Source organism: Bacillus salacetis, from assembly GCF_003581585.1.
Taxonomy (GTDB): Bacteria; Bacillota; Bacilli; order Bacillales; family Bacillaceae_B; genus Rossellomorea; species Rossellomorea salacetis.
Genome location: NZ_QXIR01000016.1, coordinates 1 through 24,260, shown reverse-complemented (window position 1 = coordinate 24,260; position 24,260 = coordinate 1). Strand labels below are relative to the sequence as shown.

17 protein-coding genes are annotated in these 24,260 nt (G+C 36.2%); 2 read left to right on the top strand and 15 right to left on the bottom strand.

Going from position 1 to position 24,260, the window contains the following annotated elements; genetic code table 11:
• Window positions 1-38 precede the first annotated feature (38 nt).
• From D3H55_RS12455 to D3H55_RS12435, 5 genes are all read right to left on the bottom strand, one after another.
• Window positions 39-1,178: a mannitol-1-phosphate 5-dehydrogenase gene (locus tag D3H55_RS12455; RefSeq protein WP_119547245.1), complete on the bottom strand. Its 1,140-nt coding sequence runs from the start codon at window positions 1,176-1,178 to the stop codon at window positions 39-41.
• A 5-nt stretch (window positions 1,179-1,183) separates the two neighbouring features.
• Window positions 1,184-3,271, bottom strand: a complete 2,088-nt coding sequence (locus D3H55_RS12450; RefSeq protein WP_119547315.1) for a BglG family transcription antiterminator — start codon at window positions 3,269-3,271, stop codon at window positions 1,184-1,186.
• Window positions 3,272-3,372: 101 nt separating this feature from the next.
• On the bottom strand, window positions 3,373-5,292 hold the full coding sequence (locus tag D3H55_RS12445; RefSeq protein ID WP_119547244.1) for a PTS mannitol transporter subunit IICBA: 1,920 nt from the start codon (window positions 5,290-5,292) through the stop codon (window positions 3,373-3,375).
• A gap of 408 nt (window positions 5,293-5,700) precedes the next feature.
• On the bottom strand, window positions 5,701-6,210 hold the full coding sequence (locus tag D3H55_RS12440) for a GNAT family N-acetyltransferase (RefSeq protein ID WP_136035703.1): 510 nt from the start codon (window positions 6,208-6,210) through the stop codon (window positions 5,701-5,703).
• Window positions 6,211-6,677: 467 nt separating this feature from the next.
• Window positions 6,678-6,959 carry a hypothetical protein gene (locus D3H55_RS12435; RefSeq protein ID WP_119547242.1) on the bottom strand — a complete coding sequence of 94 codons (282 nt, stop codon included), beginning with the start codon at window positions 6,957-6,959 and terminating at the stop codon, window positions 6,678-6,680.
• Between the two features lie 233 nt (window positions 6,960-7,192).
• On the opposite strand from D3H55_RS12435, the gene D3H55_RS12430 reads away from it, so the two are divergent.
• Both D3H55_RS12430 and D3H55_RS12425 read left to right on the top strand, forming a co-directional pair.
• Complete coding sequence (locus D3H55_RS12430; protein WP_119547241.1) at window positions 7,193-8,179, top strand: ParM/StbA family protein; 987 nt, start codon at window positions 7,193-7,195, stop codon at window positions 8,177-8,179.
• Complete coding sequence (locus tag D3H55_RS12425; protein ID WP_119547240.1) at window positions 8,163-8,459, top strand: hypothetical protein; 297 nt, start codon at window positions 8,163-8,165, stop codon at window positions 8,457-8,459. Before D3H55_RS12430 ends, D3H55_RS12425 begins: the two co-directional genes overlap by 17 nt.
• 71 nt (window positions 8,460-8,530) lie before the next feature.
• Here D3H55_RS12425 and brxL read toward each other — a convergent pair whose 3' ends face one another.
• From brxL to D3H55_RS12375, 10 genes are all read right to left on the bottom strand, one after another.
• Window positions 8,531-10,591, bottom strand: a complete 2,061-nt coding sequence (gene brxL, locus D3H55_RS12420; RefSeq protein ID WP_240628563.1) for a protease Lon-related BREX system protein BrxL — start codon at window positions 10,589-10,591, stop codon at window positions 8,531-8,533.
• A 15-nt stretch (window positions 10,592-10,606) separates the two neighbouring features.
• Window positions 10,607-13,228: a BREX-1 system phosphatase PglZ type A gene (gene pglZ, locus D3H55_RS12415; protein ID WP_338067939.1), complete on the bottom strand. Its 2,622-nt coding sequence runs from the start codon at window positions 13,226-13,228 to the stop codon at window positions 10,607-10,609.
• Between the two features lie 26 nt (window positions 13,229-13,254).
• Complete coding sequence (gene pglX, locus D3H55_RS12410; RefSeq protein WP_119547239.1) at window positions 13,255-16,758, bottom strand: BREX-1 system adenine-specific DNA-methyltransferase PglX; 3,504 nt, start codon at window positions 16,756-16,758, stop codon at window positions 13,255-13,257.
• 15 nt (window positions 16,759-16,773) lie between these two features.
• Entirely contained in the window at window positions 16,774-20,355 is a 3,582-nt protein-coding gene (brxC, locus tag D3H55_RS12405; RefSeq protein WP_119547238.1) for a BREX system P-loop protein BrxC, read from the bottom strand.
• Between the two features lie 22 nt (window positions 20,356-20,377).
• Complete coding sequence (locus D3H55_RS12400) at window positions 20,378-20,944, bottom strand: DUF1788 domain-containing protein (protein ID WP_119547237.1); 567 nt, start codon at window positions 20,942-20,944, stop codon at window positions 20,378-20,380.
• Between the two features lie 11 nt (window positions 20,945-20,955).
• Window positions 20,956-21,552, bottom strand: a complete 597-nt coding sequence (locus D3H55_RS12395; protein WP_119547236.1) for a DUF1819 family protein — start codon at window positions 21,550-21,552, stop codon at window positions 20,956-20,958.
• Between the two features lie 23 nt (window positions 21,553-21,575).
• Window positions 21,576-21,827, bottom strand: coding sequence for a TIGR04540 family protein (locus D3H55_RS12390; protein ID WP_119547235.1), 252 nt, complete (start codon window positions 21,825-21,827; stop codon window positions 21,576-21,578).
• Between the two features lie 139 nt (window positions 21,828-21,966).
• Entirely contained in the window at window positions 21,967-22,917 is a 951-nt protein-coding gene (locus D3H55_RS12385) for a hypothetical protein (RefSeq protein ID WP_119547234.1), read from the bottom strand.
• A gap of 59 nt (window positions 22,918-22,976) precedes the next feature.
• Complete coding sequence (locus tag D3H55_RS12380; RefSeq protein ID WP_119547233.1) at window positions 22,977-23,435, bottom strand: helix-turn-helix domain-containing protein; 459 nt, start codon at window positions 23,433-23,435, stop codon at window positions 22,977-22,979.
• Window positions 23,436-23,555: 120 nt separating this feature from the next.
• Window positions 23,556-24,260, bottom strand: a 705-nt coding sequence (locus D3H55_RS12375) for a PD-(D/E)XK nuclease family protein (protein WP_136035701.1), incomplete at its 5' end; no start/stop codon positions are given.

The following is a 24,260-nucleotide window of genomic DNA, read 5'->3' as shown; positions in this document are numbered from 1 at the left end:
CTGGCTGCCTTTTCTGCAAGCTGAATAAAGCTATTCTGCTATTTCTTCAATAATTCATATTGCTTAATGACTTCACGTGTAATTTCACTTTCTTCATCCAGATGGCTCACTTTTTTAAGGACCCCTGCAACTCCAGATTCCTTGATCATATTCTGGATTTCCATTGCCTCTTCATCCTTTTCGTAGTCAAACAGCAGCGCAGCCGCTATTGCTTTTGCAAGATTGGAATAGGACAGCCCCGCTTTCTGCGCTTCTGTAGTCGGGCGCACCAGCCGGTCTTCCGGTCCCAATTTACGGATAGGCGCACGGCCGACCCTTGTCACTCCATCATTTAAATAAGGATTTTTGAATCGTTCGATATTCTTATTAATATATGCCATATGTTCGTCTTCATCCAGCCCGTATTGCTTCACTAAGTAAGCACCCGTTTCTTTCAGGGTATCCCTTACCTGATTCGCAATTTGCTCATCGGCAAGAGTTTGGTCAATCGTTTCTTTTCCTTGAAGATAGCCGAAATAGGCAATGACAGCATGGCCGGTATTAACCGTAAATAATTTTCTCTCAATGAATGGAGCAAGATCTTCTACAATCGTCATGCCGCTTACAGGCGGAATTTCTTCTGTTGTTTCTACAACCCACTCATAATAAGGCTCAACAAGCACATCCAGTGAATCCTGATCCTGGATCGGAACGATGCGGTCCACTGCTGAATTGAAGAAGTAAACGCGTCCATCGAGCTTACCTTTTGTTTCTTCATCCAGGTTATCAAGGATATGTCCTTTAAGGATATCTGTTGCTCCGATTTGGTTTTCACATGCGATTACAAATAGTTTTTCATCGGTGGATGCAACACGATTGGCAATCCCGCGGGCAATCAATGGGGCAATTCTTGGCAGGATATTGGGTCCGATGGCGGTTGTCAGATACGATGCTTCAGCAATCGTATTGATGACTTCATCTTCCTGATGAAGATTATTCAAGCCTGATACATTCTCAATTGTTACGGTCTCTTTTGCTTCTGTTGCCAGCACAACATTATACTGCTTTTCGTCATTCAGCTTATTGATGATTTGCTCCGCAATATCGATGAAAGTTACATGATAATCGGATTGTGAAAAGAGGGCGCCTATAAATCCCCGGCCGATATTTCCGGCACCGAAATGAACTGCTTTTTTCATTGTCATCATTCCTTTACTAAATTATTTTGCAGATAATCCAAGAATAGTTCTTCTAGTTTTTTTCGAATCATCGCCTCATTGGAAGATGAGAAAATCATCATCGACATCTTGTTCTCGATGATGCTTGTGCTTATGAGGCTTAGTATCTCCTGTTCCCTCTTACTCATGTCGGCAGGTGCAAGCATCAACAACAGGCTTTTCATGGACATGTCCCTGCCATCCATCCCCCTGATCAAGCAAGGCTGTTCCAAATGTGCTACCTGAAAAATCAATTCCTGTATACTCCCGCTGCGGCAGTGGAACAAGCCCATGCTGGTATCGGGGATTCCGAGACCGCCTTTTTTCTCCCTCTCTTCCAATTCCCGCATAACCTCTTTTGAATCAATAAGCAGGCCATCTTTTTCTGCCTGTTCAGCCATCATATTCAATACGTCAGAGTGTCCGGCAGAATGATGTTTGCGATAAACACGGAAATTATCGAGGATTGATTCAACACTTGCATGGACATCCTTTATTTCCTGTAAAAGCTCCCTCACCCCTGGCTGAACCTCTTTTACAGAGGAGGAAGAGGGGTCTTCATTCCGTAAGTATCTTTTGTTCCTTGTAAGCTTCTCTAAGTTGTTTTGTAAGTAATTCCGTATGGACCCGATCTCTGAATCACTCAGCAGAGGGCTTACCAGCGTATAATCAATGTCTGTAAAGGGAAGCCTTACCGTCGAAATGACAATATCATAGTCCTTAAGGGCCGAGGTTTGAAAATCTTTAAGTGAAAGAATCTCGACTGTGTTGATCTCCGGGAGTTCTTTCTGTATTCGGCTTGCGAGCATCTTGGAAGTACCGATCCCGGTGGGACAGACCACCACTGCATTGATTTTCACCTTTTCTTCATTCATAAGTAATGCAGAACCAAAATGAAGGACGATGAAGGCTACTTCATCATCGGGAAACCCTATGTCATCAAATTCACTTTCCAGGCTTTTCTTAACAGCCATGAACAGGACAGGATACTTTTTCTTGATTTCTTCTGTTAAAGGGTTGAAGAGCTCCATCTGCTGTTTCAGCCGGAAGATGGAGGGCTCCATGTGCGCCAGCAATCCCTGGTATAAAGAAAAATCGTCTGTCAGGTCAACATGAAGCTTCAATGAGACATCTTCTATCACCTTTTTGATCAACTGCCCGAGGATGATGCTGTCATAATCAATGGCATCTGAAGCTTGGACTTTCGATCCCTTTAGAATCAAACTCAAAAAATGGATGTCACTCCCTTGGACCCGGGTGCTGAATTTCAGTTCCAGCTCTTCCATGATGCTCGTCATCAACCTGATTTCACTTGTGTACTCATTATCCTCCTTATGGACATTGTCCAGAAGAAAATGATTAGTGGTTCTTTGGATCGTCAGACAGATATAGATGATGAGCCTGATATAGTCACTGTCGGTCAATTTCATCTGTTCTTTGCTTAGAATGGAAGATGCGGTTTGATCAACTGCCGCCATAATATCCGGAAGAAGGTATCCCAGGACCGGTTCAGCCGGATGTCTGCCTCTTTGCAGCAAATATAAACTCTCAATGATCTCTTCATAAAAATACACCAAAAAGAAATTTGCAAGGGCGTGCCGCTTACTTGCCTCTTCAGCAGTAACCTCAACACCTACTCCCCTTTTCCTCGTCACAGTCACGGAAAACTTATTCAGCCAGTCTGCCAGCTCATCAAGATAGGCAGTAAGAGTAGCCGGGCTGATTCCCAGCTGGCTCGCGAGCACCTGCTTTTTAAAATAAGGCCCTTCGTGAAGCAAAATGATCAGCAGGCTTAACTTCCTTTCCTCAGGTGTTTCATCTGTAGGGACAATATCGGCTAACTTTTGGATCAGCTTATAAATATGTTCATTCGTTCCATCAATAAAAAGGCCGTCGCTTGTGGTCCGTTTCAACTCCAAGTTATATTCTTTCAGTATCTTCTCTACCGACTTCAGATTCCGCTGTACGGTTCTCCCGCTGACGTTCAAGTAATCTGCCAATGTAGAGACCGTATGCTTACCCGAAGTCCTGATTATTACATCAATGATGGATTTCTCCCTGGAGGTAATCAGCATCTTTATCCACTCATTTCTTCTATAAGCTTCCCTTCTTGCCAGCCATTCCTTCATAACGCAGAACAGAAAGGCAGGTAACCCCCGCCTTTCTCATGTAATCCTTATTTACTGTTGATGATATCTTTCAATTCTTTTGCTGTTTTCGCCTGGACCATTTGGTCGACATTTTCCTGCTCAGAACAGATGACGGCAATCCCTGACAGGATCTCCAAGTGTGTACCATCTTTCCCGGCAATACCGAAGATCAGCTTCGCCTGCTCTCCGTTAAAGTCGACACCATCAGGAACTTGAATGACTGTAAAGCCTGATTTAAGAACCGCCTTCTTGGCTTCCTCCGTACCATGGGGGATTGCTACGTTATTCCCCATATAAGTGGTTGTAATCCCTTCACGGTCAATCATGGCATCCACATAGCTGTCTTCCACATAGCCGGCTTTCGCTAATGCCTCCCCGGCAAATCGGATGGCTTCTTCTTTGTCGGCGAATTTTTTTCCGATGAAGATATTTTCCTCCAGTAAAAGATCATCATCTTTATCTGCATTCGGCTCTGTGCCGGCAGCATCTGTTTCCGACTCTTCAACAAGTTCAGCCTGTTCCTCTGTGATGCCATCCTGCAGGCTTGCAATCAACTTGTCGTATTCAGGGCTGGATAAGAAGTTATCCACTGAAATATGATAGGCATTCGGCATCTTATTTTGTGCTCTTGGCGTCAGCTCTTCTTGTGTGATGACGACTTGAGCATCAGCAGGGATGCTGCTGATTGCTGTATTTGTAACAGATACATCCAAGCCCGCTTCTTTCACTTTCTTGCGAAGGAGAGAAGCACCCATTGCACTTGATCCCATACCGGCATCACATGCAAAGACGATTTTGTTGACTTCTTCAGGAAGTGTCCCTTGAGCTTGTGCTCCTGACACATGGCCGGCAACAGAACTCTTCTTGCCTTTCATTTCTTCCATTTTCTTCGTTGCTTTGTCTATATCTTCATCTGTTTCCTTGCTCGTCTTCAGTATCACAGCAGAGACCGCAAAGGAAACAGCTGCTGCTACAAGGACAGCTGCATAGTTTGCCACATAAACCATTCCATCATTAGGGGTTACAGCTGTAATAGCGATAATGCTTCCCGGTGAGGCAGGCGCAGAAAGACCTCCGCCTAACAATACCAGAGTGAACACACCGCTCATTCCGCCCAGGATGACGGAAAGGAAAAGCTTGGGTTTCATTAGAATATAAGGGAAGTAGATCTCATGGATCCCTCCGAAGAAATGAATGATTCCGGCTCCAGACGCTGACTGTTTCGCCGTACCTTTCCCGAAGAACATGAATGCCAGCAGGACACCAATACCCGGTCCAGGATTCGCTTCCAATAGGAACATGATCGATTTCCCTGTCGATTCAGATTGTTCCAAACCAATCGGGGACAAAATACCATGGTTAATAGCGTTGTTCAGGAATAAGATCTTTCCAGGTTCGATCAGAATACTTGTCAAAGGCAGCAAACCTGCATCTACCAGCCAGTCAACTCCTGTCACAAGTACTTCTGTGAAAGCATCGACTGCTGGACCTATGCCGAGGTAAGCCAATATCGCAACGATGGCACCGAGGATTCCTGCAGAGAAATTATTGACGAGCATTTCAAAGCCGGACCTGATTTTCCCTTCGATCAGCTGATCAAACTTCTTGATGACGTATCCGCCTAACGGACCCATCAGCATCGCACCAAGGAACATCGGCGTTTCAGGGGCACCGACAATGACACCCATTGTTGCAATCGCACCGACGACTCCTCCCCGCTGATCGTAAATCAATTTACCGCCCGTATAACCAATTAATAAAGGCAGCAGGTAATTAACCATCGGGTCAACTAAATTGGCAAGGCTTTCATTTGGAAAGAAGCCGGTTGGGATGAATAACGCTGTAATCAGACCCCATGCTATGAAAGCACCAATATTCGGCAGTACCATGGAGCTCAGGAAGTTACCGAACTTCTGCACTCTAACTTTTACATTTGATTGAGCCATATATATACTTCCTTTCATCATAAATAATAAAAATTGCAATAATACCTTATTCAATCATAAATGACACATCTGCTCCCCTTCAATAAAGATGAAAGTCAACTTTGTCGCACCTGTAATGACAAACCTATTGTTTCTCTAACTTCTATTCTTATTCTCTAATAGAGTGATTCCCAAACCGATTGAAGCAAAATAAAAAAGTGATCACTGATATCTTAATTCAGGGCCGCCCTGTAACTGTTGAGTATGGATGAAGCGTGTTGGCATTTCAAATACAAAAAAGCCGTCGGGGTGACGGCTTTTCTCCTTCATTTTACAACAGTAAAAGATCTCAGCAAGGGTGTTTACACCAAGAAAACACTGAGAACAGGCAAATACCCAGCAAATTAAATCAGTAATTGCTTTGAATTCCTATAAATACTTCCCCATTTTCTTTTCCCGCTTCTTCCCTATATAATTGCCATCCTTCACATCCCCGGAATAGCAATATCCCTGCTTTTTGTAATATTCGTTAAGCTTGATATTGGATGCCTGACAGTCCAACCTGACCGCATCATAAGCATTATCAATTGCTATCTGTTCGCAGCTCTTTATCATCATACGCCCTGCTCCTGATACCCCTGTATCACTGACAAGGTTATGTATATAAAGACTATTGGAACCATCCCGTGCCCACCGCTTATCTTCTTCCAGCAATACAACCGCACCGGCCGCTTTGCCTGTCAGTTGATCATCCATGACATACAGCTCGCCTGCAGTGACTTTCTTAAAGAAATAGGCTCTTGGGTAGGAGTCAAAATAATTTGTCTTGTTCCATTGCTGTATATTATTTGTATCCATCCACTTAATCCGCTTTTCTATCAATTGTATTATATTTTCAACATCAATTGCTTCTGCTTTTCTAAAAGTATAATTGTCCATCTTGTGCAAAGTCCTTTCCTCAAGTGTATCTTTGTATGTAATAAATACCCTCACTCATTATGAGAGTATTATACCATTGACCACGTTTTATAATGACAGGCTGTATGTCTGTTAGCTTGGTAGTTGATGTCATGGAACTGCCCTGGTTGATAGTGAAGAAAAATGAAAAACCACCGGCATCAATGGATACCGGTGGTTTATTTAAAGCAAGCATCCGCCTTTGTTTTACTTAAACGACGTATATAGCCGTAATATTACTCTTCCATCGTTCCATTCCATCTCTAATCCCCCTCAATCCCTTCTCCATCTAAGTCTCACGCCTTTTCCCACTTCTTTTTCCCACTTTTCATCTGTAATAGTAACCTTCCCTAAAATCACGCCTTTTTTTTCTAATATACCTTTACTTAGCCCTTACATCTACTCTCTATTATGGAAGGTTTTAATTCCAATTTACGTTTGCGAATCCCTTAATTATTGGTGGGTATAGCAACTTCTTTCTCTGCAAATTCGTTTATTCTCTGAACAGTATGAAGCAGTTCATCGTCTCTTACAAAACGCTGTACATAAAACACTCTGTACGAATTTAACTTTGACATCTTCCCCAACAACTGCTGTACAAATCTCGATTTACCTGTTCCTGCTTCGTGGTTAAATACCTCAAATACATTAGGGTTCCAATTTCCTTCGTTTAGAATCACTTCCTCTAATTCTTTAAAATAATATTCTTTTGTCATATCTTGTTGAATCATATTTTTGTTGCCTCCTTGTTTTTTATTTTTCTTACACAACACATATTAATAGAATTTGAGAAGGAACAAAACGAGGTTTGTGCTTTACCACGTTCGAGCTTTGTTCATTATCCGACTTTATCGCATGATCTGACATTTGTTCGACCAAATCAAGCAATCTTCTTTGATTATTCTGTTATAATGTCGCACGTTGTCGCATATAACATAAAAACAATATTAGGAGGTAGAAATTAATGTACAACAACTATTTAATATCGATTGACAGCGGAAAAAGTAGTAGCAAATTTACTTGGAGAAATGAAGATAACATCATTGAGAAAGGTATTTTCCACACAAAAGTCGCTGAACTATCAGACGTTACAACTGACTTATTTTCTAATAGCGATTCTGTTAAATACAATGATAGAACCTATATCGTTGGTGATTCACTATCAAGCGACCATACAAACTATGACTTAACGAAGCAAACAAACGAACATCTAATATGTATTTATCTTGCTATTGCAAAGGTACTTGATAAAGTAGGAGCTTCACCATTAGCAAATGTTCACCTTGCCATTAACACACCTACTTCACTTTATAAAAACAATAGGAACAGGCAAAACTACGCACAGTTTATACAACAGGATGCTAAGGTCATAGGGTTAGAGGTCAATAACAAGGCTTTCTCATTCCGAATTTCCTCTATTACCGTTTTGCCAGAGTGCCTTCCTCTTTATCACAACGCAAACGAGTATAGAAATAAACGAGTTCTAATTGCTGATATTGGAAGCCTAAATGTTAGTTTCCTTGAAGCAAATAACCTTGTCCCACAAATCGACACTATGCTAACTGCTACACTCGGCATTAACATTTTAAAAGCAAAGATAGCAGAAACACTCACAACAGAATATGGAATCTCATTTTTTGATGATGATATAGATCAGATCCTTCATGACAAGTGCGTTTACCTCGAAGGTCAGAAACAAGAAGGTAGTACACAGTTGATAGAGCAGTTAATTCATGCACACGTCAAGCAACTTGCCAACTTTGCTAAAAGCCGAAAGATTTCAATTTCCTCCATGCAAAATATTGTCTTCACTGGTGGTGGTAGCCTCTTGCTAAAACCATACCTTCTTCAACACTTCCCTTCTGCCATTATTCACTCTGATTCACAATTCGCCAATGTCCTTTCTTACCAGAGAGTTTTGGAGGCGAAACAAGGTGACAAAAAGCAGTAAACTACGATTATCTATTTCATTTAGAGAAGAGTATAAGCACGTATATGAGCATTTATCAAAGCAAGCTAATCGGAGTGATTATATATGTAGAATAATAGACAAGGAGTTAGAAAATGAAGAGACGATTCAAAGGCTTGAAGAAAAGTTGGAAAAACTACTGAATGCATTAGTAGATGGACAAGCTTTACCCGTTTTTGAAAAGGAACAAACAGATTCAAATGATCAAACTGAACAAAAACTAAGAGATGAAGATATTGATTTAATTAAAAATCTGTTTTGAACCTGTTTAGACACAAACAAAAAGGATTGGCATACATCACCCAATCCTTTTTTGTTGTTATTTATTATAAATTAACTTACCCCTAATGCTTTAAATACTGCATCTGTCGCATCAGAGTAAAAAATAGGTTGTACTTTTACTAATAGATCCGATGGTACTGTCTGCAAGTCAACAACTGATGAAGCAGGTATTAAGACTTTCTTTGCCCCTGCATCAACACAGACTTGAAGCACGTTAGCAAATTCCTCTACTTTTGATATTGTGCCACCGACTGTCATATTACCGATAACTACCATAGACTCCTGCACAGGCTTTTCTAACGCTCCCGAACATAAACCTATTAACTCTGCAATAGCAAGTTCATCTGTCAGCCCAATGCCCTGTAAATCGCTAATATGCATTAAGTAGTCCTTTGTTTTTGTGCTTATGGTGTTACTAATGCTCTTACTATTGGCTGTAAAGTAGCGAAATGCTGTATCTAAACTCTCTTTTGCACCTCTATGTGAACCAAGACCTGATTTATCAAACTTTCCTGTACCGCTCACGACTTGATTTTCAAGCTTGTAGACACCTATCATACCTGAATCAGCATGACCTACTACATAGACATGACCTGGTTTGCCAATACCTTCTGGAATCAATTTCCCTCCTCCTTGTTCTGGAACACTAACATATTCTTCTGTCAAAGTGTCCTTGTCGATATAAGAGAAGTTTATGTCGAAAAATTCCATTCCGCCGATTTTCTTTAATTGCTCTTTAACTCTGCGTCTTCCTTCCAGTGCGTATTGTAGCACTTCTTCTATATCTTCTCTCGTGTACTCTCCGTTTGGATACAAGAGCTTCATTAAACCTGAAACAGTTTTACGTACACCTACAGTATCACGCTGATTTAAGTTGTTTCCTAATTTAAAATACTTATCAATAGAGTCAGCGAAAGAGCGTTTCTTCATCTCTCTAAAGAATTCAGCTATGTAGTCCACTATAAAGCCATAACGATCCGTAAAGAAATCAGGTCTCATTTTGGGGATCTCCCAACCAGGCAAATAGTAGTGCATTCGGTCAAAGAACGCTGTATCATTTGCCATCTCTTCTGGAAACGGAGCAAATAAGTGAGAGGTTTTAATAAGAGAATCTAAGCTTTGATTAATATTTCCAACAAAGACCATCGATGCCGATGCGGTTTTCTCTTCTTTCCCTCTCGCAAAAGAACCAGATGCCATATAATCTTTCATAATTTGAATACCATCTTTATCTTTAAACTTAATCCCTGCAACTTCATCAAAGGCAACGCAGTCCCAAAGACCAACTAATCCAATTTTCCTTGATGACATATTATAAAACAAATTAGCTACAGTAGATTGTCCACCCGATACTAATATTGAATTTGGGGAAATTTCTTTATACACATGTGACTTACCTGTTCCACGAGGACCAAGCTCACACATATTATAGTTGTTTTCAACAAGTGGTACGAGTCGTAATAATAAATGCCATTTCACTCGGTCTTCTAATTGGGTTGGCTCCATACCTGTCGAACGAATGAGTACATCGATCCATTCTTCCTTCGTGAAACTCTTTCTCCCTTCAAAAACCTCATTCATATCCATGTTAGGCATCTGTATAGGTTTCAAGCCATTCACACTAAATGGGGTTACATTTTTTAATTCTTCGTCATAGTAGTAGTCGATCTTTACCATACACCAGATTCCACCTGCTAAAAGCTTATCAAACTCCTTTACAAAGTTTGCAGGTATAGGAACACCTTTTAATCCTAAATTAGAGAATTCCGCCTCGTATTGGTCTGCCTTAGGATTTAATACAACCGTAACTTTGTCAATAATAGAATATTGCCCTAACTCTCTGATACGAGATTTAATCTTTTCAGCTTCATCAGGTCTTACAAAGTTATCTGAAAGGATCTTCTTTACTCGTTGTACACCCTCTTGAATGCTTTCTTCATCATCAGTGGCCGCATACATGCCTAAGAGATACTCTAAGACATATACAGGTACGTTAGCACCCTCTTTTATGAGCTTTGTTAAGTCTTTTCTAACTACTCGCCCTGCAAAAACATCATTTAGCTTTCTATCTAATTCAACCGAACTCATATGTTGTAACTCCTGCTCTGCCATACACATGCCTCCTCTCTAAAAATCAAAATCACTGACGATCCCTAAGTTTATATTAAAAGGAATCTTATCGACCGCTACATCCGTCTCCGTATCTTTGACAATTAAATAATACGTTTTACTTTTATCATAAGGGATAGACTTCAATACAAATCGTAATTTAAAGGTACGATCTTCTGGTTGATCGAATGTTCTATCTGCAATAATTGTTTCTTCATTAGAAATGACTGCTCCCTCTTCATCGACCATATAAATTAGAACTGTTCTTGCAATTGTTTTATCTGCTACTTTTTCCGTTTGGAAGAATGATAAGTTAAAGATGCTATTTGTAATCTTCCTTGTTGTGTTCGTAAGCTTCACATCTACTTTAGTGATGGCTTTCGTACCTTTTTGTCCTTGTCGTTTGTTTTTAAACTCCAATAAAGGAACAACGATTTCTTGTAGGCTTGCTCCTCCATGAACAAAATTAACGCCTGATCCTTGCATTTTGAATCTAATCGTAGAATTAGGGACATAAGCTGTTAATTGCTGTTCATTCTTTACAATAGAAGATAAATCAAGATCAAGAAGTCCAGGTTCTTCTTGCTTATCTCTTGAAAGAATATAACGCCTTTTTACCTCAACCTTATTCATAGCAACTTGGTTTATTTTATCGCTTTCTTCAAGAGCATCACGTTGATATAAAAAGCCATGGTCTGCTGTAATATACACGTTTGTCCCACTTAAATCATCTCGAATGATTTTGATAAGGTCATATAGTTCATTCATAGCTTTTTCAACAGCATTAAATGTGTACACCTCTGTTGATGCCTTATCTCCATGTGCATCAATCGTATCGTGATAAAGATAAATTAGTTTCTTCCCTTTAAAATACTCTCTTCTTCCTGACTTGTTCATCGCTAAAACTTCCTGAAAATGAACAGCCACACTATCATTTACTTTTGATTCAAGTATTTTTTGGCGATTTTCAGTTCCAGAGCTGTGCTTCCCATCCACTATTACTCGGCCGTTTTCGTCAAAATCTAATTCTTTATATGGCAGGAGTGATGCCATACCAAGTTTTGTTACAGAGGGAACAACCCCAAGCAAACTCTGAACTTCGCAACTTCCTAATGTTTCAGAATTTAATCGTTCACTTAATTCCACACCGACTTCGTATCGCATCGCATCTGAAATAATAACAAATACTCTCTCTCCATTATTAATCCTTGATGCAATATTATTACGGTAGAAATGTTGCTGATTATTAACACCTGGTAAAGACCACTGCTCTTTTAACTCTGTTTTCACAGCTTTTGACCAATTTGCATTTAATTCTGCCATATACCAGTTTGTATATATATTCTCTACCATCGTTTTTAGCTTCTTTATAAGCTCATTATTACTTTCTTGATCATACGCAACGTAAAACTTACGATAGTACCTATCCATTTCATAATACTCGTTTACGTAAGATGTAAACATATCAAAAACTTGTCCTTGTGGAATGCCGTTTCTATGTTGTTTATAAAACTCATGTATTTTTACTGTATAAAATAAAGCTTCATAAATAGGTTGATACGTTTCATAAAAATGCTTTGCTCTACGCAGTTTGATAAGCTTTGTGTACTCTTCATAATCTTCAAGATTTGTGGATAGACTATTGGCTATGTAAATGATAATAGCTTTATCAAAGTACGGGAATATATCTGCTTGTTTAAATACTTCTAATGGAATTTGATTAACAAGGTCAGAAATTTGTATATCTTTCTCTACAAGCTCTGCATATTCATTGTAAATTTCATAGTCTGATTTATGATGCATCCAATGATCTATAAATACTAAGCCATTTGATTTGTTACGCTCGGCAATATAACTTTGAAGATTTGAGATATATTGATCATCAATAGAATGGCTCAATGCTGTAACAGTTAGGTGAATGAACAATGTCTTCAATGACTTTTCTTCTCGAAGATAGCCATACCTATTAGCAACAAAGTTCCAGAACACATTTACATCAAAAAACTTCTCCATTTGTTCAATATACTTGTTTTCACTATCAACTATACTGTCCATAAGCACTGTTCTTACAATCGCTTCAACATCAGGCGTTTTAGTCTGACATAAAACTCCCAGAATAGATATTTCTATAGACTCGACTGTATCAAGCTGAATATCATAAGTTTTAAATTTCTTTAATCGGTCTTTGTTATTAAAGAACTTCTCATATTTCTTTATAGTAGCCCTTAATGAAGGTTCAACGTTTAACTCTCCTAAAAGCATGGAGATTTTATCAGCATAAAAAACCTTTGAATATAGAACTGTATCAACAAGCCAATTATCCTCTGTTGATAACTCTTGGTTTGAATATATTAAATAATTTGAGGTTGGGTTTTCTTCTTCAAGTATGTACTTTGTATGAAATTGGTTTCTATCAGTTAATTTATGAACAATTACTTGTTCTATTTCTAATTGTTCGACTTCTTCTGTAAACTCATAATCCTTATCTATCCAGAAGATAATCTTTCTTTGCTCACCATCTTTTAATGGTTCATTAAAATAATTCGTTAATGTCGTGATGATTTGATCTATATTCAAATTCGTCACCCCTTTACTTATAAATGCTTCATATAAATAAGGATATATCAGCCATCTTGTCATAGCCAATATATCCCCTGATGACTTTACTATATTTTTGCTACGAGTCCTTTAAACTTCTCATAATTGACAGCAACACCATCGTCTAAGTCAATTTCCATTTGCATATCTGCCATATGGTGTAATAGTTCATCATACTCCTTCAATTCTTCAATCTTCTTATCTAAGGTTTTTAACTCTTTTTTAGCATTGCTTATTTCTTTTGTTGAAGCATCACTTTCAATTAATTGTAATAGGTCTTGTTTCTCTGAATCAAGTCGAGTTTGATATTCATGAAGATAATCCGTTCTAATTCTTGATAATGTCGTTTTATCATAGCGATGCATATAGATAAGACAATTAAATGCTTTTTGTTTTCCAGATGTAAACAACCAATAAATAGGTCGCTTTTTATATGTTTGGACATGATCTTTATAGAAATCATTTAGAAAATATCTTCTTATCGTTTCCTTTGCAGTTTCACCCCTTTTCTTACCAAGAGCTTCTGCAATGAACTCTAAATTCTCTGATTGAAATCCTTCACCAAATGATTCCTTAACAAATTCCGTTATTTTGGAAATTATATCATCCTCAAAATAAGCTCCAGGTAATATTGGAATAATGTTGTCTTTATCAACAGAAATTATATTATATTTACTAATGTCAAAATCTCCACCTGCATACACCAATCCTTCCTCATCTAAGGAATATCTACCAAATATACAACCTATTGCATATGAGAGAAACGACTTTACATCTCTCTCTATATTTGCTGTATTTACCGTTATATCTTTATCTTGAACATCTGATGAAACATCTCTTTCTAAACCATAGATACTAATAAAGAATTTATTTAGCTCTTCTTCATTACTTTTAATTTTATTGAATCTATAATCAGTATACTTTACCCAATTTTTGTATGCTGAATTAATCTTGTTTTCATTATTTCTGTAAGTTAAAAAAGGGTGTTGTAGGAAGTCCCAAGAAGTTTCATAAGAATCCCAATCATTTTTTGTTAAATCTAAACATTCCTTACTTAAACTAACCACATTCTCATTAGTTATATACTTAATTGGAATACTCGCAATATGACCAACTTCATAATTTACTGTAGGACTTAAAAATGCCAATATCCTTTTTGTTACTACACTATTCAAAAGTGCTAAGAAATAATAAATGTTATCTTCGGATTCTTTATCAAAGAAAATTGAACATCCTGCTACGTCAAATAAATATCCATTTGGAATATATCTTATTGAAAATCCTCCAATAGTTACTTTAGACCATGTTAAAGCTTCTTTAAAATAAAATTGAGGACTTCTAATAACAGAGTTTTTATAATTCCTTAATTCATAACCATCATTTTCCCAATTAATCACATATTCACTATTACCAAACCATCGCCTAAACGCTCCGCCTTTATTATAGGGAAACCATTTAAGTTCACTTTTTTGAGCCTCAAAACTGTTCTTAAAACCTAATCCTATTTTCTCATACGAGACTTCATGCCATTGTCTTAAAAACCTATTATTATCAGCAGTTGCCAATCCCTGTTTTGGCTCTGCAAGTTCACCTAATTTACTATTTTCTTTAAATATCTTTAAATCAATATCTTTTGCCCAATATGTAATAGGAGAACCATTAATCAGAAGGTAGTTCTTTTGCTTGTTAGTGTATGTCACATCTGTGAAGAATCTGTTCTCTTTCTTCTCTAAACTATCAACAGCAGATTGACTTTCAAATAGTCTTTTGTATGATCCTACATAATCTTGAATAATTGAATTTCTAATTACAAACGCAGTTGTACCGAAATCAGCACCAAATATTCCTCTTCCTAAATGTAATAGTGATGAAAATGTGGTATTTTCTATCAGTTTTCTTCTCAACTTTTCAAAACTACCAAGAAACATCCATGAAGGAATATTAATTATTGAAAAATAACCATTCTCACACGTTAAATTCGAGCAAACTTCCATAAATACTGTGCCTAAATCGCTTTTGGAATCAGGAAAATTATCTTTCACATATTTAGATAACTTTGGTCCCATACCGCTTTGCCCCATATAAGGAGGATTTGTACAAACAACACTATATCTGCTACTTAAAATCTTCGACTGCATAATAATATTGGGGAGATTTTCCTTTATCTTATTTTTAATCAATAAGTCAAAGAGGTCTGTTGGTACATTCTCTAAAGTATGTATCAGTTTATACAATATATCTAAATCTATGGGTCCAACATTTATAATTGACCCGTATTCCTTTGCATCCCAAAACTTCTCTGCAATGTTTCTAAGTGAATTTGTAACACTTTCATTACCAACAATCATCTGATTTTTAGATACAAATTCAATAACTTCTTCTGTAATCCAATTTGTTTCCTGTATGGCACAGACATTGAGCTGTACTTTCTCTTTAAATATTCTACGGGACTTCTCTCTCGCTTTCATCATTATTGCAAATGAGGCTAATTGCACTGCACGATCATCAATATCTAATCCATATAAATTTTTCTCTAAAATAAGCTTGGGTATCTCCTGTGGAATATATCCCTTTTCAATATACATTTCATAAAAAATATCAAATGCATATACAAGTATATGTCCGCTTCCACAACTCGGATCGAGAAATGTAATCTCTTCTGGATTTTTTTGTGAATCTCGTATTTTTTGAAGCTCTTTTTTTACCTGATCCTCTTGCGTTGCTTCTTCAAGAAAATATTTCAATTGTGATTTCAAGTTATTTTCTGGATTTCCTTCAACCCAAATTTTCCCTAAAGAATTCTCTACCATATACTTAACTATCCATTTTGGAGTAAACAATTGAGTGGCCGCAGGTAATGTTTCTTTCGATATTTTTACATTCTTTTTTAGGTTAGCAAATACTCTATCTTTTTCTTCCGCAATGTAAAATTGGTATAGCCAACCAATAATTTCAATTTGACTCCAATCTTCTTCTGTTATCTTTTCTACATCCGTCATTTCATGAAGAAAAGAATCCTTTGCAAGTAAACCCTCTGGAAAAAGGATTTCTGTATAATCATCAATTTTTTCAAACATAAACGGTAAATAACGATTCAAATCATTACAATGCTTAATGATAAGGTACTTAAATAATTCTTCTGTACTATTGTTTAACTTCAAGTCATATATGTACTCTTTGTCCAAGTCCAGATCAAGACTCATTGCTTCTTTCATCATATCTGGTTCTGCACTATTAGCATCAACCGATGAAAGAACACGCACTTTTGTAGGTAAGTAGTTGTTTACTTCCATGAAGCGAAGTGCTGTAAAACGGTTAAACCAAGTATATGCCACTTCTTCCATAACTCGATCAAACCCGATTAACTTAATACGTTCAATAAGTTTCTCTCTTTGAATTCTCTCTTCCTGCGAAAGCTGTCTGCCATCAATAAAGACGGCATCCGAACTTTCTATATTTGCTTTCTGAATGTTTTCTGCTGAAATTCCTATTTTTAACGCTTTGGATTGTACTTTCTTTAATAGCTCTTGCCTCGCACTAATTGCAAAATTTTTCAATCCAGTTTTATTCATAACCATTACACCTACTTAATCAATAAACTCAATGTGTTTATTGGATTTGATTATTTGTTTTAACTTTGTTGAGAGCGTATTTACAAATTGGTCTACATCTTCTTCCGATGTTAATGTACGTATATTTAAGACTTGTGTAACCTTTACCTTTTCTTTTTGTATTGTTGTAACTGGTGTTGTTGAAGTTTCTGTTTCACCAGTCTCTCTTCCGATTGGTGCTTTTTCCTGCTCTTTTCTTCGTTGCCACTCTTTGATTTCGTTGTCGATCACTCTTTCATATTTCTCTTTAAAGCTTGCACTTTGCGATATTGTAGCATCCACCTTATAAATATCCTTAAATGTATCCACACTCGCTTGTAGGTCATTATAATAAGCTTCTACTTTCTCTTTAGTTGCAGGATTTACACCATATTGCTTAGCTAACAAAACAAGATAGTCTTGATCCACTTTAATTTTTTCTTTGGCGTTTGCTTTTTTCTCATTAAGAACCGACCCGATATTCTCTTCAATTTGATTCACGAGTTCAGGTATTTCTTTAATCTTTCTATACGGAATTGGGTCTGTGAGAATAGATTGTAATTTCTTCAAAGCTTCCTGTGAGTCATCTGATGATAAATAAGCTTTGTTTTCATCATATTTTTTTAATGCATATAACCCTTTATCAAAAATGTCTTTCTGATTTTCAAAAAAGCTTTTGACATAGATAATGTCCTCTTCCCAATCCAGCAGGTCATCTTCCATTTCTTTAAGTTTTATAAAAAATGATGCATTATCTAATCCTTTATTAAATACCTCAAAGTATTCTAAGCCTTTATCCAATAAACTCATTCCTGGATATTTACGACCTTCATAGCGATCTTTCAATGCGATAATTTCAGCAATTTGTTTCTCTATTAAAGCACGAATATCTTTCACTAAGCCATCTTCATCATCAGCCAGGTCAGATTTATTAAACAGCTCTCTACATATACGTTTTGCCGTTTGTATCAGTTGTTCATCTACTTTTATACGCTTAATGATAATCGCTTTGTCAGCATCAGTAGACTTTGTAAGAACAGTCACTATGGTGTTTGTATTTACTTCTGGCTCTAAGTATTCTGCATTAAAACGGATACGAATTTTTTGTTCTTTAAGAAGTAGTGCAATCATTCCTGCAATTTCTAAAGCTCTCCAGCCATACGGTTTGTCGGAAAAACGATCCAACAAGATTTTCACTCGTACTTGCTTATTTATATCAGCTTGTAGCTTAATAAACTCTTCCATTTCTTTTATTGCTCTAATATTTCTACTCTTTGATTCGCCAGTATCAAGTGTTAATTGCTCATTTTGATAAGATAAGATTGGGATAAGCTCTCGCTCGCTTTCTAAGAAGTCAGCAACATAGCCCAACTTTGTATAAACATTATCAACTAAACCTTTAAGAGCTGTATTCAACTTCTCTTTTACGGTTGAGCCTTTAACGTCTGCTCTATCTCCATTGATGTAAAATATGCTCCCTTTAATTGCATCCTCTAACAATTCACGAATTCGTCTTCTACGCTCACGAACTTCTACTTGTTTGTTATTTAATATGTTCTGAATATTTTCAGGAAGCTGTGTGATATTCTTTTTCTTTCGATATTCCTCTATCTTTAATACTTCTTCCATTTCTTCAACATATAAGTCACTTGCCCCTAACTTCACAAGCATTTCACTTGTACCAGAAGTCATCATCAATAATTGTTGCTCTGATTTTTCGTAATGATCTGATAGTGGTGAAAGAATATGAATTCCTACCGCAGACGTTTGATTTCCATAGTTTTTATCATCCATTTTCTGATTATAGGAGAATGAATATTGAGAAGAGTAACGGAACTTCTTATCGTCATAAAGATCCTGAAAAATGTAATTGGCAAGCTCTCGTTTAACCATCTCTTCATCAACATTCATGGATTTAATTTCCCTGTTAATGTCCTGTTCATCATCAGTTAGGAAAATATAATAATCACCATTTTTTTGAATAAGTGTTTGAGAAATTAACTTTCTAAGTGATATTTTTAACTTTTCTTTTAATTCCAACTTATCTTCATCAATATGTGTGACCATCAAGGTTGCAATATTATCCATATTGGCAGGTAATTCTTTAATATATTTAATCATGAACAACACTTTCAAAAGGTTCATATTAAACGAATCATCTTTTAAGACAGGATTCTCATATGCTCCTTCAATTACCCTTGAAATAGAAGGATTGAGGAATTCTTTAATCGTGTCATAAAAAGCATAGAAAGGAATTAACGTACCTTCATCTGCATCTTTATATTGCAGACCTGCTTCTTTAAATGCAGATAGCATTGAGCGTTCCCCTTCTGATAGATGCTTGCCTGATGAACCGTGTTTCCTTACTTGCTCAAATACATTCTGTAATAGCTTGAATTGATATGGAATGAAAGGATAAACATTTGCAAATTCATCCGCATCGTCATATCCTCTTAAATCAGCCGTTTGTTCTTTAAAGCTAATAAGATTTTTCAAGATCGCACTTTTTTCAGGGTACAGTAATCTAAGCTTATCGGATACAAAATCTTTTTTAAGTAAAATACGCTTCTTAATAACTTCATCAACAGATATAGAAGATAAAGATAACCTTGTATCAAAACGACCTTGAATACGTGAAAAGTCATCCCCTTTTACTTTTACTATGCTATCAATGCTTTCTTGGGAAGTTACCATAATCCATACCTTCCCATCGCAATGAGTCCCTAAGTCCTCTGCTACTGTTTGTAGGTTAAGCATCAGGTTTCGACTGTCACCAATGAACTGTCCGATTTCATCTACTAAGAATACAAGGTGAAAATTATTACCCTTTTGCTTGATATATTCTTTTACATCTTTAGCAAATTTCTCGATGCTAATTTCAAAGTTGTTTACACCATTTTCAAACCAGTTACGTGCTGTCGCTTCAGACATATCTGTTACTTTCGTCAAAGCCCCCACTACATAGTCTTCATCAAAGTAGAACGTATTTCTGCGATCTACCCATTCTTCTCCCGCTAATGCTTTAAATTCAGCTTTAAACTGATCCAACACACCATTATTATCTAAGTATTTTTCCATTTCAGCAACGCCAGGAATATCCCCGTAATATCCACGATGTTCATAGAAAACTTTCATAAAAACACGAAGAATTGCATCATTCTTCTCTTTACTGTCTAACGAAGCTTTTGAGTCGATATTAAATAGAATCGTTTCTGTTTCAATATCAGCCGTTCTATTCATGTTGGCTAAAATGATAGGATCTTGGAGCTTATCTTGAAAAAATTCGATTGCCTTCTTTCCTTGCACATTTTTGTTTTCAAGTAGATATGCGAGGATTTTTAAGAAGTGTGACTTACCACTCCCGAAGAATCCTGAAATCCACACACCCATCTTATCTGTCTTACCATCTATTCCCTTTTGATAGTTTTCATAGAATTTAGACAGATGCTTGTTTAATTCTCTGGTCACTACATACTCGTCAAGCTCTTGATGAATATGCTCTTCATCTGTTTGAGCAACCTTAATAACACCTTTTATGTCACGTTCTATATCTTTTTGGAACATTTCTTTTAACAGCATGATAATCCCCCTATATAAATGATTAATCCACTAACCGAAATGCTCGGTAATAATTATCGTCTTTAAACTTCCCAAATAACTGCAAAGATTGACCATCATACTTTCCAGGGAAGAACATAATCACAGGTGTCTTGTCCAATACTTCTTGCAGATTATTCAATATATTATGTGACCTAACAAACGGATAGACTTTTCCAATTCCAGTTAAAAAGACAACGTTATGATCTCCAATCTGTTGGTCTATTTTCTTTAGGATAATATCAGGTTTTGCAAATGTTGCCATAGCTTTAAATAAAGCTTCTTTCCCTTGATTTTCTTCCATTTGAAAGATTCTATCGAATATTCGACGTTCTTTTGCGATCTCGATAAGCATTTTATATAGATCGAACTCTATAATCTTTCTATTAGAGCCTTCATGGGCAAACTCTTTTTTTATATGTGTAATGTAGTCCCGTACAACAAGCTCTCCTTCTGGCTCGTAATCGAATACATAGAAGCTAATTTCATTTCCAAGACCTCTACCATCAATGAATTTAGTTTCTTTTATCTTAGGAATTATTTTGTCGAGTCTTGCATTCAAATTCGCCATACTATCACCTCTCATTCACCCATTGCCAGCAAATATTGTTTCTCACCGATATTTATTAGATGTTCTTTTACTTGTCCATCTATAATCAACCTATTTAATTCACCTGATTTCTTGTCCTTTATTAAACCCGTTTCAAGCAATATCTTTAAATACACTTGCTTTAGTTTATTAACTGTTAATTGCGACCAATTTGCTATACTTTCATCTTGCTCTGCTTTATATGTAAAATATGAATTAAGATCTTTCTTTTCAAGAAAATATTCATTCGCTTGAAGCTTCTCCTTAATAATTTCATTCATAAACTCAAAAAACAATCGATCTGTTTTCATGATTGCATATAAATTAATTATTTTACCTACCTCTAACGGCTCTTCTAAGACCATACTCATAAGGGATTGTTCTAAGACATCTACTCGTCTTAGTAACGAAGGAATCATTCTTTTTAAGCTTGAAGTTTTCTCATATTGAAAGATATTATCTGAAACTATCTTCTGTCGAATTTCTGTTTCAGTTAATCCATCTAACTTTAACTTAATTACTTGTTTGAATTCAAAAAACAAAAAAGAAGCACCTGTCATAATTGCATTATATTCTAATTCGTTAGACATATATGTAATTCCTTTCCAAATGGCTACTTTGCCATCATATTGCCAATATTTAATACCTTTTCAACTACTTCCAAACGTCTCTTGCCACATTGCTGTTTTAAAACAGTTGTAAATTTATTATCCTTTAATACCTTATTTTCGTTATTCTCATAGATACTTGTCACATTTTTTATCAAAGCATCTTCATTTATCTGATTTTCCCAATAAGCATCAATAATTGAATTAATTGCAGTCGCAAGCTCTCTTTGCGTCTTGTAAAATAATTTCACTTCCACTTTATCACCTCAAAAACAAACCATTTTATACTCTATTCTTATTTTATTCTTACTTCAATAAAAAGGCAAAGAGATCGACAAAAAAGAGAGCTACATTTAATTAAGTAACTCCCTCACAAAAACATATTAAAATTATCAATTATCTACTCCCCCTAAATGTATACGGAGAGAAGTATTCAATCATCTTACCTAATATCTTTCCAATTTGATCAATTGTTTCATCATGACTATTAAATGGTCTGAAATAAACCCCAATCTTCCTATCCTTTATTCGAAGAGCAGGATGTATATACTTTTGCATTGCTTGTAAGTGAAGTGAAAATTCTTCAAATAAGTCTTTCCTACTTTTATCGAAATGTATTTCAGCATAAGCAACATTTCTTCTACTCCTTAACGAGCATACATAAGTTACTCCTGAAATACCTGCTCCGATATGAATCTTAGGCCCATATCGTTGTGGTTTTTTCTCATAATAAAAATTTGGATAATACGGGATTATCTCTCTGAACCGATTCAGCATATATTCGATAACTTCATCATTTTTATTAGTATCGTACTGCCTCTCTCCTAACCATGCTTCACCAACGAATGTAGTAGGTATTGTTTCAATCTTATCAATTAGATTGAGTGGTCTTTCAATATGGTTTAGTACACCTAAATTCTCAATAACGTGTAATCTATATAGCCTATTTAACCATTCTAACTTCGTTATTATTTCCTCTGTTATTTTAACTGCATAGAAATTAATGTATTTTTGGCGAGCATTCCTAACCTTATCTTTCACTATTTTTAAATGTTCATCTTTAAAACTTAATACACACCAAACTATAATTCCTTCTTTCATCGCATCAATTAGATCAAGAATTTTTTGAAGGTGAGTTTCATCTGATGAATTCACCTGACATTCACAAAATATCTCCAATTTTCTTTCAGGGTCAATAGCATAAATGTCTACTTTTGTTGTTCCAAATGACTTTTCTAACCTTATTTCATGTAACTTGAATCCTATAACCTCTGTCAAAACCTTAGCATTTTGATGTAATTGACTAAGTGAAAATATCCTCTCTTTATCAGATCCATTCTTACTCATACCAATCCTCTCCTTCTTAACAAAGCAAGGGAGAAATTACTACTCCCCCGCTTCCTTAATTACGCATATGTTTTTAGTTCATCGAACATTTCAGATAACTGCCAAAGTTCTTTCACCTTTGTTTTTTCATCCCATTTAATAGAAAAGATGAATTCTAAAATTGTAATGATACACTCTTTTGCTTCCTTACTTAATATTTCTCCATTCGCTGATAGTTCATTTTGAAAAAGTAAGTCAACAACATCTACACTTCCATCATTTTCACCAACTTCCAATGACCGAAATGCTGTATTTACTAAAACATCGAATGGAATTTCTAAGATTGTGGCCGCTCGAATCGCTTTGGCAAAACTTAGTTCCTTTTTTTCCGAGCGTTCTATCCTGCTCATATATGAGGGGCTAATGTCTACTAACAGTTCTAACTGCTTTAAAGAGAGATTCTTTCTCTCACGATATTTCTTAAAAAGCAATCCCCATTCATCAGAAACCTCCAAACCAATTCCACCTAACTCTTTCATTACATCTCCTCCTAAACAAAAGAACCATCGAATGATTCAACCTGTTGATATTTCTAAATAGAATCCTTGTTCGTTTGAACCTTATATCATAGATAAATAGATAGTGATTTATTCAACCCATTATAAAAATGTCTTTCGGTTAAAACAAACCTCTCGAAAATTACAAAATGAACATACTTTTTCATTAGAACATCCCTCAATAAACAACACATCTTCTAAACTCTCAATTTCTTCTTCAACTAAAAACGTATATATTTGCTGGAAGCTATCCATAATTAGCTCTCTTGTTCTATCTAAGTCTTCCTTTGAAACTTGATAGCCTCTTGTTGTAAGCTGTTCCTGTGGGTCACAAAGATACTCGTTCTTCACCTGAATTTTCTCTTCTGGTATTCTAAAGAGGTCATTGTAGTACAAAGCATAGGTAGTTAGTTGTAATTGGTCATCATATGACTTTGAACCTGTCTTCCAATCGATTACTTTTCTAACATTGCCTGTTTCAGAATCGTAAGCCAAATCAACCATAAGATTCACTTTAATCCCTGAAATTTTAAATGACCGAAAACGTTCAGCAATATCAAACTTAGTCCCACCATCCAGTATCACTTCTTCGAATGTTTCACTTTCAAAAAATGATGGAATTGAAACGTTTATCTTGTCCTCGATTCTTTCTACAACTTCATTACTCAATCCATTCTCATAGTAAAATTCATGCAATATCTGATTGTTTCTTGGATTCACTTTCCAATCTTCCATTCTTGTAATTGAGGATCTAACTATATCTTTCAGACCCTTTCTAACACTTGATTCAATCGATTGTGGATCTGG